Origin of the sequence: Streptacidiphilus cavernicola (genome assembly GCF_042510955.1) — a bacterium.
Lineage (GTDB): Bacteria > Actinomycetota > Actinomycetes > Streptomycetales > Streptomycetaceae > Streptacidiphilus > Streptacidiphilus cavernicola.
In genome coordinates this window covers 388,653-402,598 of the sequence record NZ_JBHFAB010000004.1, presented here as the reverse complement: position 1 = coordinate 402,598, position 13,946 = coordinate 388,653, and the positions used below count along the sequence as shown (strand labels likewise).

Below are 13,946 nucleotides of genomic sequence, written 5' to 3'. Positions count from 1 at the left end.
CTTGTGCGCAGCTGTCCGGCGCGTCAGCCTGAGTGCATGACCTCGATAACCCCGCGCCACCGCAATACCGCCCTCCTGGTGGCGGGCTGCTTCTTCATGGAGATGCTGGACGGCACCATCGTCTCCACCGCCGCCCCGCAGATCGGGGCGTCGCTGCGGACCAGCCCCACCTCGGTCGGCTTGGTGGTCACCGCCTACCTGCTGACGCTCGCGGTGCTGATCCCGCTGAGCGGCTGGCTCACCGCCCGGTACGGGGTGCGGCGGATCTTCCTCGGCGCCATCGCCCTGTTCACCGTCGCCTCGCTGGGCTGCGCGCTGGCCGGGAACCTGGGCGAACTGGTGGCGCTGCGGGTGGTGCAGGGCGTCGGCGGCGCGATGATGGTTCCGGTCGGACGGCTGGTGGTGCTGTCCAGGACCGAGAAGCAGGACATCCCCCGGGTGATGGCGTATGTGGTCTGGCCTGCTCTGATCGCCCCGGTGCTGGCCCCGCTGCTCGGCGGCGTGATCACCACCTACCTCTCCTGGCACTGGCTGTTCCTGGTCAACCTGCCGCTCGGCGCCGCCGCCCTCGCCACCGCCTGGCGGCTGATCGAGGACGAGCCGCTGCCCGCGTCCGCGCCGCTGGACTGGGCCGGAGTCCTGCTCACCTGCGCCGGACTCGGCGGCCTCACCTGGGCCGGGCACCTGGTCTCGGCCGACGGCAGCGGCGCTGGCGGCGCGTCCGGCACCGGCGGCGGGTCCGGCAGCGCCGCGACGGCCGCCATCGCCGCCGCCGTGGCCGCGGCCTCGCTGCTCGCCCTGGCCGCCGCCGTCCGGCACCTGCTGCGCACCGCGTACCCGCTGCTCAACCTGCGGACGCTCAAGGTCACCACCTTCCGCGCCGCGGTCGGCGCCGGATCGCTGTTCTGGGTGACCGTCAGCGCGATCCCCTTCCTGCTGCCGCTGCTGTTCCAGACCGTGTTCGGCTGGAGCCCGGTCAAGTCGGGGGCGATGGTGCTGTTCGTCTTCGTCGGCAACATCGGCATCAAGCCCGCCACCACCTACCTGCTGAACCGCTTCGGCTTCCGCCCGCTGCTGCTCACCGCCTCGCTCGGACTCGCCGGGAGTGCGGTGGCCTGCGCCTTCTTCACCGCCGGGACCCCGCTGCCGGTGATCGCCCTGGTCGCGACGGTCAGCGGCGCGGCCCGCTCGCTCGGGCTGACCTGCTACTCCGTGATCACCTTCAGCGACGTCCCGGGCGACCTGATGCGTGACGCCAACACCCTCTCCGCCACCCAGCAGCAGACCGCGGCCGGGCTCGGCGTGGTCGCCGCGACGGTGGCCCTGCGCATCGGCGACTCGGCCACCGGGCTGCTCCCCGGCGCGGCCCCGGCCGCCGTCGCCTACGGCACGGCGTTCTGCCTGCTGGCCCTGCTCGTCCTCGGCGCCACCGCCGGTGCGCTGCGGCTGCGTCCCGGCGCGGGCGACGCGGTCCGCCGGGTCCCCGGCCGGGCTCCGGCGAAGCGGCCGGGGCCGGTGTCCGGTTGATACGGGACCGCACTAGTATCCGCACGGCGGTGGCCGCCGGGCCGCCGTGAACCGAGGGGGAGGCACAGCATGACCGCACCGTTGTACGCACCGCTGCCGGAGTCGGCAAAGGGACGGCTGGTCAACTCGCAGCAGGGAAAACCCTGTTTCACCTCCGACCTGTCGGTGAACGAGTTCGTCCTGGTCAGCCAGGCCGGGTTCGAGCCGCTGGGGATGGTGATGGGCAGCAGCGTCTACCACGTCGGGGTGCAGGGCGCCGGTTGGAAGGTCAGCCAGGAGCTGGGCTACCTCAGCCAGGCGATGTACACCGCACGGGAGCTGGCGATGTCCCGGATGGAGGCCGAGGCAGCGCAGCTCGGCGCGGACGGGGTGATCGGGGTGGCGCTGCGGCCGATGAACTACCAGTTCTTCGGCGACGTGATCGAGTTCGTCTCGGTCGGCACCGCGGTCCGCAGCACCGACGGGCAGCAGTACCGCAACATCGACGGCAAGCCGTTCACCACCAGCCTGTCCGGGCAGGACTTCTGGACCCTGTGGCAGCACGGCTGGATCCCGCGCCGCCTGGTGCTGGGCAGCTGCGTCTACCACGTGGCGCACCAGACGCTCCGTCAGACCCTGTCCCAGGCCGGGGTGAACACCGAGCTTCCGGCGTTCACCCAGGCCATCTACGACGCCCGCGAGCTGGCGATGTCCCGGATGCAGTACGAGGGCCAGCAGATCGGCGCCGACGGCATCGTCGGCACCAGGGTCGACGACCACCGCTTCTGGGGCGAGCACGCCCTGGAGTTCCTGGCCACCGGCACCGCGGTGAACCGCATCCGCCCGGACACCGTCCCGGTCCAGCCGCACATGACCCTGCCGCTGGGCTGATCCGGGACCCGTGCGTCCACCGCGGCCCCGCACGGTGCGCCGAGGGCGGGCCGGCGACTTGTCGGCCCGCCCTCCGCTTTCGCCGGTCGGTTACGGGTAGCTGACCAGGTCGGCCACGTTGTTGCCGGAGTTGGACGGGCCGCCGGTCGAGTTGACGATGTGGCTGATGGTGCCCACGCCGCCGAGCGAGACGGTGACCATGTCGTGCAGCTTCACACCGGAGGTCTGCGGGACCTCGATGGCGTGGTCCGCCACGATCGAGTTGTTGACGTTGAAGTAGCAGTAGACGCCGAGCCCCCAGCCCTCATGCGTGGTGACATTGCTCGCCACCTTGTAGGCCGCGTAGCCCCTGGTCGTGCCGTTCATCCAGCTGGACTGGTTCGGCGGGTCGTAGGGGAGTTCGTTCTGCAGGAAGTAGGTCCGGCCGCCGTTGGCGTTCCAGAGCACCGCGTACTGCTGGTAGTGCTCCGCGGCCAGCCCGTACATGGTGACGTTGGTTCCGTTGACCACCAGCCCGTTCTGGGCGGTGTTGGAGGACCAGCCGACTCCGCTGCCGTGGTCGGCGCGCCAGAGCCAGAAGTCGTCGCCGATCGTGTTGTTGCTGTTGACCTGGACGCTCACGGTCGCCTTGCCGACCGCCGCGCCGCCGATCCGGGCGAAGATGTCGGACAGCACGGTCGGGTCGGCCGAGTGGTCCGCGCTGCTGCCGGTCGGGCCGACCTGGAGCAGCACCGGGGAGTTGGTGGTGCCGGCGTCGAACAGCAGCCCGCCGATCCGGATGCCGTTGACGTCCGCCGTGGTCATCGCGGTGACGCCGTTGTCGGCCTCCAGCGTGGCCAGGCCGAGGCCGAGCACCACGGTGTCGGCGCGGGTCACGTTGATGGTGCTGGTCAGGTGGTAGACGCCCGGGGTGAACAGCAGGTTCTGACCGGCCGCCAGCTGCGCGTTGATGGTCGCCGCGGTGTCGCCCGGCTTGGCGATGTAGAACTGGCTGATCGGCAGCGAGGTCCCGGCGGTGTTGCCGCCGCCCCAGGTGATGCCGCTGGAGTTGGTCCGGTCCGAGGGGACGAAGACCTGGTAGTTGCCGGAGGAGTCGACGTAGAGGTACGGCTTCTCGGCGACCACCGGCGTCTGCCCGACGGTGGTGTAGGGCGGGTTGGGGAAGGTCTGGGCCGGGGCGTTGGTGTCGCCGACGAAGACCATGTTCCAGTTGGAGCCGGTCCAGCTGCCCCACTGGTCGTTGCGGGAGAGCCACTGCTGCTGGCTGCCGGAGTTGACCTGCCCGTCGACCTTGGAGTCGCTGAGGAAGCCGCCGCTGGACCAGCCGCCGTTGTCGTCCAGCACCATGTTGCCGGTGATGTGCACCCGGCGCATCGGGGACGCCTGCGAGACGGCCCACTTGACGGTCCCGTTGGAGGGGCTGTCGGTGAGGTTCTCGACCGAGCGCCAGAAGTTCTGGGTGGCGTTGCCGCCGTCCCACTGCGCGTCCGCGTTGACGCCGCCGCCGGTGATGGTCACCTGGTTCGGGTTCTGCCCGAGGCCGAGGACCTGGGTGTAGTAGCCGACCGGGACGTTGACGTTGTAGCTGCCCGGCTTGAACAGCAGGGCGTAGCGCTGGCCGCCGAACTGGTTGGTCTGCTGCTGGTCGTAGACGTTGTTGATCTGGCTCTGGATCGTCGCGCTGGACATCGACGGGTCGAAGGTCAGCACGTTCGGGCCGAGATCGGGAGTTCCGGGCGGCGGCGGGGGAGTGGTACCGCCTCCGCCGTTCAGCGAGAAGGACTGCGCGGCGGTGCCGTTGCAGGTGTACTGCTGCAACTGGAGGCTGTCCGCGGTGGAGGCGGACGGCACGTCCAGGCACTTGCCGCTGTTGCGGTTGACGAAGTGGTAGGTACCGGTGGACTCGGCGACCGGCAGCCACTGCTGGTTGCTGCCGCCGCCGTAGGTCCACAGCTGGATCGGGGCGCTGTCGGCGGTGGAGACATTGGTGACGTCCCAGACCTGCGCGGTGCTCGCGGTGCTGCCGACCTGGAAGTAGCCGCCGCTGGTGGCGGTGAAAGTCCACTGCTGGGCGGTGGTGCTGTTGCAGGTGTACTGCTGCACCGCGGTGCCGTTGCCGGTCGCGGCGGCGCGGGCGTCCACGCACTTGCCGCTGTTGCTGTTGACCACCGTGTAACTGGTCCCGGAGACCACGGCGGCGGGGGTGGCCGCGACCGCGGTCGGGCCGAGCGCGACCGTCAGCGCGCTCGCGACCAGGGCTGCCACTGCGGTTCCTGCGAGTGCGGCGGTCCGTCGCCGCAGGTGTCGTTCTGCCCTCATGGGGGTCTCTCCTGCTCCTGGGTGATGCGACGTCAGCTGGGGATGTTCCACTGCTGGTTGGCCGAGTCGGCGCAGGTCCAGATCTGCAGCCGGGTGCCATTGGCCGAGCTGGGCCCGGTGGCGTCCAGGCACTTGCCGGAGGCCGGGTTGACCAGCTCGCCGTTGCTCTGGTGCTGCCAGACCTGCGCGCCGGTGCCGTTGCAGTCGTAGAGCTGGACCTGGGTGCCGTTGGCGGTGCCGGCCGCGGTGACGTCCATGCACTTGCCGAGCGCCTGCAACGAGCCGTTGGACGCGACGGTCCAGCTCTGCGCGTTGGTGCCGTTGCAGTCGTAGAGCTGCACGGCGGTGCCGTTGGCGCTGTTGGCCGCGGCCACGTCCACGCACTTGCCGCCGTAGCCGGTGATCTGGCCGGTGGGCGAACCGGGCGGCGGCGGGGGCGGGGTGACCGTGCCGCCGCCGGTGATCGCCTTGAAGGTATTGGTGAACTGGTAGGCGTTCTGCGCGGTGCCGCTGCAGTTGTCGGGGGCGCCGGAGAAGCCGCCGGAGCAGGCCTGGTCCCGGCCCAGCGCCCAGAAGGACAGCTCCTGGATGCCGTTGGCGGCGGCGAAGCCCTCCAGGGTGGACGCGTTGGCGGTGCTGAACACCTCGACCGTGGAGTCGTTGACCCCGATCATCGGGGTGTTGCCCTCCATGGCCCACAGCTGGGCGGAGGTCTTGCCGGTCCAGATCTGGCCGAGCTGGGTGTGCAGGGCGGTGGCCGCGTTGGTGGCGGCGGTGCCCATGTTCTGGGCGCTGCCGTAGTCCATGGTCATGATGTTGACCAGGTTGACGTTGAGGTTGTGGCTCTTGGCGTTGTTGAGCAGGCTCAGCGAGTCCGACAGCAGGCCGGTCGGCAGCACCGGCAGGGTGTAGTCCACGGTCAGCGTCTTGCCCGCGGCGGCGTACTGGGCCTGGAGGTTGGCCAGCGCCTGGTTGCGGCGGTCGTTGGCCGCGGTGTCGTCCAGCGGGGCGCCCTCGACGTCCAGGTCGATCCTGGACAGGTTGAGGGTGTCGATGACCGTCTTGTAGGCGGCCTGGAGCGAGGAGACCGAGGAGCAGGCCTGAGCCAGCTCGGTGCCGGAGGCGCCGCCGAAGGAAGCGATGACGTCGCCGCCGTTGGCGCGCAGGCTGTTGATGGCGCTGGTCCAACCCGGGTCGCTGAGCGAGACGTTGCCGTCGATCAGGCCGTTGCAGCCGCCGTTGCTGATGATGAAGGCCAGCGTGTAGTACTTGTTGCCGGTCGCGTTGTAGGCATTGGTCAGCGCGGAGGGGGAGTTCCAGGTCTCGACGTAGGGCGCGGCGTAGTGGGCCGGGAAGCCGGGGCCCGGGTTGGCCGCGGCGTGGGCGGCGGTGCCGCCGCCGAGCAGGGTGGCCGCCGCGGCGAGGGGGACGGCTACTGCGGTGGCGACGGTGCGGGCGCGGGACAGCCTGGTTCTGGGCATGCTTGACCGAGGCATGGCGGTGTCCTCCTGGGGACGGTGGGGATGCGTCCGGATACGCGGACGGGGCGGGGAGACATGGGGGGTCCCATCCCGGTCGGCGCACAAGAAACGAACAGGGGAAGCCGGGGGAGAGCGCTCTCGCTCCCCTTTGTTCAAGTCTTGATTGAACTCATCTCGCATGCCCCCGTCAATGGCCTGGTCCACAATTGGTGCAGACCATTTAGAGCCAACTGCTGATGGGAGGGCTCCCATTGGCGCCGGGTCAGAAGCCGGTGAGTCCGACCACGAGCGTGCGGGCCAGGGAGGCGGCGAAGCTGTCCAGCGGCTCCGGGGCGTCCTCCAGGAACGGTGCCAGCAGGGCGCGTTGGAAGCAGGCGCCGAGCAGCAGCGCGGCGGCGGCGTCCGGGTCGGTGTCGCGGCGGATCCGGCCCGCGGCGCGTTCGGCGCTCAGGTAGCGGGCCAGCGCGTGCAGCGGGTGGTGCGGTCCCGCGCCCAGCCGGTGCAGCTCGCCGACATGACGCCGCATCAGCGCGGGGTCGGCAAAGAGCGAGGCGGCGATGGGTGCGCTGGCCTCGTAGAAGAGGGTTGCAGTCCTGGCGATGGCGGCGAGGCACTGCTCGGTGCTGAGGCCGTCCGGGTTCTCGATCAGCTCCGCCATGGTGGGGCCGAGCGGGGGGAGGCGCTCGCGCAGCACGGCGACGAACAGCTCCTCCTTGCCGGAGAAGTGCTTGTAGAGGGCAGCCTCCGAGCAGTCGGCGGCGCGGGCGATCTCCTTGGTGGTGGCCCGGACCAGGCCGATGGTGCGCATCAGCCGCCACCCGGCGTCGAGGATGCGCTCCCGGGCCGGGGCGGAGGGGTCGGTGCCCGGAGTGGGAGCCGGGTCGGCGGCGGAGACAGAACCCCGGCAGGCGGCCGAGGCCGAACCCCGGTCGGGGACGGGATCGGAAGCGGGGCCGGGACGGGAACCGGGGCCGGGAACGGGGCCGGTGGCGGAGGCGCTGGGCGGCACGGGGGTCCGATCTCCTGGGGCGGATTGGGCTTGACGCCAGGGTAAGTGAATACTCACTCTAGGGGGGTGAGTGAATACTCACCAACCAGAGTTCGGCTAGGAGAGTCCTATGAAACTCACCGTCCTCGGTGCGACCGGCGGCATCGGTCGCCAGATCGTCCAGCAGGCCCTGGATGCGGACCACGACGTCACCGCCGTGGTGCGGGAGAAGTCCAGGCTCGCCCTGGACCACCCCGCGCTGCGGGTGGTCGCCGCGGACCCCACCGACGCCTGGGCCCTGGTCCCCTTCGTCACCGGCCGCGACGCCGTCCTCTCCGGCCTCGGGCCGCGCGGACGCAAGCTGGTCGGCATCGCCTCCGCCGGGACGGCCGCCGCGTTGCAGGCGATGGCCGCCGCGGAGGTCCACCGGGTGATCGTGGTCAGCGCGGCGCCGCTGGCCCCGATCCCTGACGGAGAGTCATTCTTCCTGCGCCGCATCGGAACCCCGATGATCCGCGCGGTCCTGCGGGACTCCTACGCGGACCTCGCCGAGATGGAGGCGCTGCTGCGCGACAGCGGCGCCGAGTGGACCTCGGTCCGCCCGCCGAGGCTCACCGACAAGCCGCTGACCGGCGGGTACCGCCGAGTGATCGGCGGGGCCGTCCCCCGGGGCATGTCCATCTCCCGGGCGGACGTCGCGCACGCGATGCTGTCGATGGTCGACGACCAAGCCGCCTTCCGACAGGCGGTGGGGGTGGCGTACTGAGAGAGGCCCGGCTCAGCCCAACTCGCTGAGCACGCCGTCCCGTTCCTGGTAGCGGCTGCCCGACTGCGGGCACTCCCACACGCCCGGCTCGTCGGTGCGTTCCACCAGGCGGACGCCGACCCGGCCGACCCAGCCGATTCTGCGTGCGGGCACCCCGGCCACCAGGGCGAAGTCGGGGACGTCCCGGGTCACCACCGAGCCCGCGGCGACCAGCGACCAGCGGCCCACGTGCACCGGGGCGACGCAGACCGAGCGGGCGCCCACCGAGGCGCCCTCGGCGACGGTCACCGCGACCGCCTCCCAGTCGCCGCCGCGCTTCTGCTTGCCGTCCGGGTCCACCGAGCGCGGATTGTGGTCGTTGGTGAGCACCACCGCGGGGCCGATGAAGACGCCGTCCGCCAGCTCGGCCGGCTCGTAGACCAGGGCGTGGTTCTGGATCTTGACGTCCGAGCCGATCCTGACCCCGGGGCCGACGTAGGCGCCGCGGCCGACCACGCACCGCTCGCCGAGGCTCGCGTTCTCGCGGATCTGTGCGAGATCCCAGATGCTGCTCCCGGCTCCGATCCCTGCGGTCGGGTCGACCTGGGCGGAGGGCTGGACCTTGAAGTTCACGCGCTGTTCCCTTTCGGAGCGGTTTGCCGTCCGGCGATCGTAAGAGGAAGCGGCTGGGTGGCTCCCAGGAAAACCCCAGGGTAATGGCCTGGTAATATGCGGACGGCCTTCGCCCCCCAGTAGTTCTTACCCTTGCCGGGACGGTGATCGGCGCGGTCCCGGGTGCGCCGGTCCCGCAGGTCGCATGAAATACCTTGTGAGCTGCGCAGGGGTCTCGCGCGCGGCAAAACCCCGCCGACACGTGCCGGTGGGGCGATGGCGTACAAGGGGTGGCCATGCGCCATTTACCATCTATATGTCCTTTTCATAACTAGCTGCATCGTTGGTGTCAACAAGGAGGACGTCCATGCCGGGTGACAACGAGATGATCCCGACCGCCAGACCGGTCATCGGCGAGGACGAGATCGAGGCGGCCGTGCGCGTGCTGCGGAGCGGCCTGGTGGTCCAGGGCCCGGAAGTCGCCGCGTTCGAGGAGGAGTTCTCCCGGCTGGTCGACGGACGCCACTGCGTCGCGGTCAACTCCGGCACCTCCGCGCTCCACCTCACGCTGCTGGCCCTCGGGATCGGGCCCGGCGACGAGGTGATCGTCCCCTCCTTCACCTTCGCCGCCTCGGCGAACGCGGTCCGCCTGGTCGGGGCCGACGTGGTCTTCGTCGACATCGAGCCGGACAGCTTCTGCCTGGACCCGGCCGCGGTCGAGGCCGCGATCACCCCGCGCACCGCCGCGATCATGCCGGTCCACCTGTACGGGCACCCGGCCGCGATGGACCGGATCATGGACATCGCCGGACGCAACGGCCTCGCCGTGGTCGAGGACGCCTGCCAGGCCCACGCCGCCGCGCTGAACGGCACCCCGGTCGGCGCCATCGGCACGGCCGGCACCTTCAGCTTCTACCCGACCAAGAACATGCACGCCCTGGAGGGCGGCATGATCAGCACCGCCGACGCCCAGGTCGCCCGCACCCTGCGGCTGCTGCGCAACCAGGGCATGGAGCAGCGCTACGCCAACGAGATCGTCGGCGCCAACGTCCGGATGACCGACGTCGCCGCTGCGATCGGCCGGGTCCAGCTCGCGAAGCTGGACACCTGGACCGAGCAGCGCCGCGCCAACGCCGCCTACCTGGACGGGCAGATCACCGGTGCCGTGGTCCCGCCGGTCGCCGACGGCGCCCGGCACGTCTACCACCAGTACACGGTCCGGGTGCGCGGTGACCGCGACGCGGCGATGCGCGCGCTCACCGCGGCCGGCGTCGGCAGCGCGGTCTACTACCCCACCCCGGTCCACCGGTTGAAGCCGTACTGGGAGCCGGACCAGAAGGCCGGCCGCAGCTGGGACCTGCCGGAGACCGAGCGCGCCGCGGCCGAGGTCGTCTCGCTGCCGGTGCATCCCTCGCTCACCCAGGAGGACCTGGCCCGCGTCGCCGCGGCCGTGAACGCGCTGGGTGGGGACCAGTGAGCGCCCAGGGCCTGCGAGCCGGACTGATCGGTCTGGGCTCCATGGGCCGCCACCACGCCCGGGTGCTGTCCGGCCTGGAAGGCGTCGAACTGGTCGCCGTGGTCGACCCGATGGGCGACAAGCACGGTGCCGCGCAAGGCGCTCCGGTGCTGTCCACGGTCGAGGAGCTGATCGACCTCGGCATCGACTACGCCGTGGTGGCCTGCCCCACCGCGCTGCACGAGGAGGTCGGCCTGGCGCTGGCCGGGGCCGGTGTCTGCGCGCTGATCGAGAAGCCGGTCGCGGACACCGTCGACGGGGCCCGGCGCCTGGTCGAGGCGTTCGAGTCGGGCGGCCTGGTGGCCGGGGTCGGCCACATCGAGCGCTTCAACCCGGCGCTGCAGAGCCTGCGGGTGCGGCTGGAGGCAGGGGAGTTGGGCGAGGTGTTCCAGGTGGTGACCCGCCGCCAGGGCCCGTTCCCGCACCGCATCGCCGACGTGGGCGTGGTCAAGGACCTGGCCACCCACGACATCGACCTCACCGCCTGGGTGACCGGCCGCGACTACACCTCGATCGCGGCCCGCACCGTCTCCAAGAGCGGTCGCCCGCACGAGGACATGGTCGCCGCGGTGGGCCAGCTGGCCGACGGCACCATGGTCAACCACCTGGTGAACTGGCTGAGCCCGCTCAAGGAGCGGTTCACCTCGGTCACCGGGGAGCGCGGTTGCTTCATCGCCGACACCCTCACCGCCGACCTGACCTTCCACTCCAACTCCGCCGTGGCCACCGAATGGGAGGCGCTGCGTGCCTTCCGCGGCGTCTCCGAGGGTGACATGATCCGCTACGCCATACCGAAGCGGGAGCCGCTGCAGGTGGAGCACGAGAACTTCCGCGACGCGGTGCTCGGTGTCTCCTCCAACATCTCCACCCTCCGGCAGGGCCTGCGTACTGTCGAGGTCGCCGCCGCTGTCCTCGAATCGGCCGAGCACGGGAGAACCGTCCGGCTGCCCGGTCCGGTCCAGGGAGAGCGGGATGACCAGTCCTGACGTCACCGTCGTCGTAGCGGTCTACAACACCATGCCCTATCTGACCGAGTGTCTGAACTCGCTGGTCGGGCAGAGCATCGGGCTGTCCCGGCTGGAGATCGTGGCGGTCGACGACGGGTCGACCGACGACAGCGGCACCGAACTGGACCGGTTCGCGGAGAAGTACCCGGACACGGTCAGGGTGCTGCACCAGGCCAACTCCGGCGGCCCGGCCGCGCCGAGCAACCGGGCCCTGGACCTGGCCGCCGGGCGCTATGTGTACTTCGTCGGCTCCGACGACTTCCTCGGCGAGGAGGCGCTGGAGCGGATGGTGGCCTGCGCCGACGAGAACGCCTCGGACGTCGTGGTCGGCCGGATGGTCGGCACCAACGGCCGCCACGTCCACCAGGCGCTCTACCGGGAGAACGACCCGGACGTCGACCTCTACGACTCGGCGCTGCCGTTCACGCTGGCCAACACCAAGCTGTTCCGCCGCTCCCTGGTCGAGGAGCACGGGCTGCGCTTCCCCGAGGACCTGCCGGTCGGCAGCGACCAGCCGTTCACCGTCGAGGCCTGCGTGCGGGCCCGGCGGATATCGGTGATCGCCGACTACACCTGCTACTACGCGGTCAAGCGCGGCGACGCCAGCAACATCACCTACCGGGCCGACCACCTGTCCCGGCTGCGCTGCACCGCCGCGATCATGAAGCATGCGGCCGGGCTGATCGAGGCCGGGCCCAAGCGCGACGCGGTGCTCAGACGGCACTTCATCTGGGAGCTGGCCAAACTGGTCCAGGACGACTTCCCGAGCCTGGACGCCGCGGTGCAGCGGGAGATCTGCGCCGGGATCGGGCAGTTGGCGGACGCCTACTTCACCGAGGGCGTCGCCGACTCGATGGACGTCAAGCGCCGGATCCGGATCGCGCTGGCCGGGAGCGGCGCCGTGGACGAACTGGTCCTGGCGATAAGGTCCGAGGCCGAGCACGGCGCGCCGCCGTTCCACCTGGAGGACGGCCGGGCCTTCGCCCGCTACCCGGGGTTCCGGGACGAGCGGCTCGGCGTGCCCGACCGGCGCTACGAGCTGGTGGGCGAGTTCGTGCCGGGCCGACTGGCCGCCCGGACCGAACTGCTGTCGGTCGCCTGGAGCGGCCGCGGCCGGAGCGCGGCGCTCGCCCTCACCGTCCGGGTGGGGGTGACCGGGGACACCTCCGCGGCCGTCCTCGGCACCGTCTCCGGCTCGATGCCGGTCGGTGCCGACAAGGCCGGCGCGCGCCGGCTGCCGGCCGGCCACGAGGGCGCCCCGCCGCCGGCGGCGCAGACCAGCTCGACCGATCCGGACGGCCAGGGCACGGTGCTGCGGGCCGAACTGCCGCTGCGCCGCCGCTCCGGGACGCTGGCGGCTCGGGCCTACCTGGAGCTGGCGGGCACGACCTACGAGATCCCGCTGCGTACCGGCGACGTCCCGCTGCCGGGGCCGCGGCGCTGGTACACCGGCCGCTACCGGGTCACCCCGACCACGAATCCCAAGGGCCGGCTGGTGGTCACCTCGGTGCCGCTGTCGTCCGTCCTGCGCAGTCGTTTGAAGAGGAAAGCATCCTGATGAATATCTGCGTCGTCGCGCTCGGCAAGATCGGCCTCCCCCTGGCGGTGCAGTTCGCCGCCAAGGGTCACCGGGTGTTCGGCGCCGACGTCAACGAGACGGTCGTGGAGCAGGTCAACGCCGGGGTGGAGCCGTTCCCCGGCGAGGCGGGGCTCGACCGGCGGCTCAAGGCCGCGGTGGACGCCGGGCTGTTGACCGCGACCACCGACACCACCGCCGCGGTGGCCCGGGCGGACGCGGTGGTGATCGTGGTCCCGCTGTTCGTGGACGCCGAGGGCGTCCCGGACTTCGGCTGGATGGACGCCGCCACCAAGGCCGTCGCCGCCGGGTTGAGGCCGGGCACCCTGGTCTCCTACGAGACCACGCTGCCGGTGGGGACCACCCGTGGGCGCTGGGCGCCGCAACTGGCCGAGGGCTCGGGCCTGGTCGCCGGACGCGACTTCCATGTGGTGTTCTCCCCGGAGCGGGTGCTGACCGGGCGGATCTTCGAGGACCTGCGGCGCTACCCCAAGCTGGTCGGCGGCATCGACGAGGCGTCCGCGGCGCACGGGGTGGAGTTCTACCGGCAGGTGCTGGACTTCGACGAGCGGGCCGACCTGCCGCGGCCGAACGGGGTCTGGGACCTCGGCTCGGCCGAGGCGTCCGAGCTGGCCAAGCTCGCCGAGACCACCTACCGCGACGTCAACATCGGCCTGGCGAACCAGTTCGCCCGGTTCGCCGACCGGGCCGGGATCGACGTCAAGAAGGTCATCGAAGCCTGCAACACCCAGCCGTACAGCCACATCCACCAGCCCGGCATCGCGGTGGGCGGCCACTGCATCCCGATCTACCCGCGGATGTACCTGTGGAACGACCCGGCGGCGACCGTGGTCAGGTCCGCCCGCGAGGCCAATGCCGCGATGCCGCAGTACGCGGTGGACCTGCTGGCCGCCGCCTACGGCGACCTGGACGGCGTGGGCGTGCTGGTGCTCGGCGCGGCGTACCGCGGCGGCGTCAAGGAGACCGCGTTCTCCGGCGTCTATCCGACGGTGGAGGCGCTCCGGGCCCGCGGTGCGGTCCCGTACGTCTCCGACCCGATGTACACCGCGGCGGAGCTGACCGCGCACGGGCTGCCGCCGCACGCCGGCGAGCGGGTCACCGCCGCCGTGCTGCAGACCGACCACGCCGAGTACCGCGAGCTGGCGCCGGCCGACCTGCCGGACGTCACGGTCCTGGTGGACGGCCGCCGCACCACCGACCCGGCCCGCTGGCAGGGCGTCCGACGGATCGTCATCGGCGGATGACACCGCCGCCGGAAGCACGGAGCAGGGACATGACGGGGGA

General features: G+C 71.3%; 11 protein-coding genes. 7 read left to right on the top strand and 4 right to left on the bottom strand.

The features are described 5' to 3' along the window. The first annotated feature begins 36 nt into the window (after positions 1 to 36). Together ACEZDE_RS08110 and ACEZDE_RS08105 are read left to right on the top strand one after the other, a co-directional pair. A complete protein-coding gene (locus ACEZDE_RS08110; RefSeq protein WP_380533945.1) occupies positions 37 to 1,527 on the top strand; it encodes an MFS transporter in 1,491 nt (496 codons plus the stop codon). A gap of 69 nt (positions 1,528 to 1,596) precedes the next feature. Beyond that, the gene (locus tag ACEZDE_RS08105; protein ID WP_380533943.1) at positions 1,597 to 2,397 is read left to right on the top strand and encodes a heavy metal-binding domain-containing protein; all 801 of its coding nucleotides are present in this window, start codon (positions 1,597 to 1,599) and stop codon (positions 2,395 to 2,397) included. A gap of 90 nt (positions 2,398 to 2,487) precedes the next feature. On the opposite strand, the gene ACEZDE_RS08100 is transcribed toward ACEZDE_RS08105, so the two are convergent. The 3 genes from ACEZDE_RS08100 to ACEZDE_RS08090 all read right to left on the bottom strand — a co-directional run bounded on the left by ACEZDE_RS08100 (position 2,488) and on the right by ACEZDE_RS08090 (position 7,206). After that, positions 2,488 to 4,716: an RICIN domain-containing protein gene (locus tag ACEZDE_RS08100; RefSeq protein WP_380533941.1), complete on the bottom strand. Its 2,229-nt coding sequence runs from the start codon at positions 4,714 to 4,716 to the stop codon at positions 2,488 to 2,490. Between the two features lie 32 nt (positions 4,717 to 4,748). Next, entirely contained in the window at positions 4,749 to 6,197 is a 1,449-nt protein-coding gene (locus ACEZDE_RS08095; RefSeq protein ID WP_380533939.1) for a ricin-type beta-trefoil lectin domain protein, read from the bottom strand. A 262-nt stretch (positions 6,198 to 6,459) separates the two neighbouring features. Next, entirely contained in the window at positions 6,460 to 7,206 is a 747-nt protein-coding gene (locus ACEZDE_RS08090) for a TetR/AcrR family transcriptional regulator (protein ID WP_380533937.1), read from the bottom strand. A 109-nt stretch (positions 7,207 to 7,315) separates the two neighbouring features. Between ACEZDE_RS08090 and ACEZDE_RS08085 the strand changes: the two genes are divergently transcribed. Beyond that, the gene (locus ACEZDE_RS08085) at positions 7,316 to 7,951 is read left to right on the top strand and encodes an NAD(P)-dependent oxidoreductase (RefSeq protein WP_380533936.1); all 636 of its coding nucleotides are present in this window, start codon (positions 7,316 to 7,318) and stop codon (positions 7,949 to 7,951) included. A 12-nt stretch (positions 7,952 to 7,963) separates the two neighbouring features. Here the strand turns inward: ACEZDE_RS08085 and ACEZDE_RS08080 are convergent, their stop codons facing one another. Next, positions 7,964 to 8,563 (bottom strand): acyltransferase, encoded by a 600-nt coding sequence (locus ACEZDE_RS08080; RefSeq protein WP_380533934.1) that lies wholly within the window; start codon positions 8,561 to 8,563, stop codon positions 7,964 to 7,966. 346 nt (positions 8,564 to 8,909) lie between these two features. On the opposite strand from ACEZDE_RS08080, the gene ACEZDE_RS08075 reads away from it, so the two are divergent. The 4 genes from ACEZDE_RS08075 to ACEZDE_RS08060 are packed head-to-tail and all read left to right on the top strand — an operon-like array spanning position 8,910 to position 13,906. Further along, entirely contained in the window at positions 8,910 to 10,019 is a 1,110-nt protein-coding gene (locus tag ACEZDE_RS08075; protein WP_380533932.1) for a DegT/DnrJ/EryC1/StrS family aminotransferase, read from the top strand. After that, positions 10,016 to 11,044, top strand: coding sequence for a Gfo/Idh/MocA family oxidoreductase (locus ACEZDE_RS08070; RefSeq protein ID WP_380533930.1), 1,029 nt, complete (start codon positions 10,016 to 10,018; stop codon positions 11,042 to 11,044). The genes ACEZDE_RS08075 and ACEZDE_RS08070 overlap by 4 nt, the downstream gene beginning before the upstream one ends. Beyond that, on the top strand, positions 11,031 to 12,623 hold the full coding sequence (locus ACEZDE_RS08065; protein ID WP_380533928.1) for a glycosyltransferase family 2 protein: 1,593 nt from the start codon (positions 11,031 to 11,033) through the stop codon (positions 12,621 to 12,623). The genes ACEZDE_RS08070 and ACEZDE_RS08065 overlap by 14 nt, the downstream gene beginning before the upstream one ends. Further along, a complete protein-coding gene (locus tag ACEZDE_RS08060; RefSeq protein ID WP_380533926.1) occupies positions 12,623 to 13,906 on the top strand; it encodes a nucleotide sugar dehydrogenase in 1,284 nt (427 codons plus the stop codon). The genes ACEZDE_RS08065 and ACEZDE_RS08060 overlap by 1 nt, the downstream gene beginning before the upstream one ends. Positions 13,907 to 13,946 lie beyond the last annotated feature (40 nt).

Bases quoted from the DNA above. Each gene is read 5' to 3' on its own strand.
- ACEZDE_RS08065 (WP_380533928.1), top strand. From the start codon at position 11,031: ATGACCAGTCCTGACGTCACCGTCGTCGTAGCGGTCTACAACACCATG.
- ACEZDE_RS08100 (WP_380533941.1), bottom strand. From the start codon at position 4,716: ATGAGGGCAGAACGACACCTGCGGCGACGGACCGCCGCACTCGCAGGA.
- ACEZDE_RS08105 (WP_380533943.1), top strand. From the start codon at position 1,597: ATGACCGCACCGTTGTACGCACCGCTGCCGGAGTCGGCAAAGGGACGG.
- ACEZDE_RS08095 (WP_380533939.1), bottom strand. From the start codon at position 6,197: ATGCCCAGAACCAGGCTGTCCCGCGCCCGCACCGTCGCCACCGCAGTA.
- ACEZDE_RS08085 (WP_380533936.1), top strand. From the start codon at position 7,316: ATGAAACTCACCGTCCTCGGTGCGACCGGCGGCATCGGTCGCCAGATC.
- ACEZDE_RS08075 (WP_380533932.1), top strand. From the start codon at position 8,910: ATGCCGGGTGACAACGAGATGATCCCGACCGCCAGACCGGTCATCGGC.
- ACEZDE_RS08060 (WP_380533926.1), top strand. From the start codon at position 12,623: ATGAATATCTGCGTCGTCGCGCTCGGCAAGATCGGCCTCCCCCTGGCG.
- ACEZDE_RS08110 (WP_380533945.1), top strand. From the start codon at position 37: ATGACCTCGATAACCCCGCGCCACCGCAATACCGCCCTCCTGGTGGCG.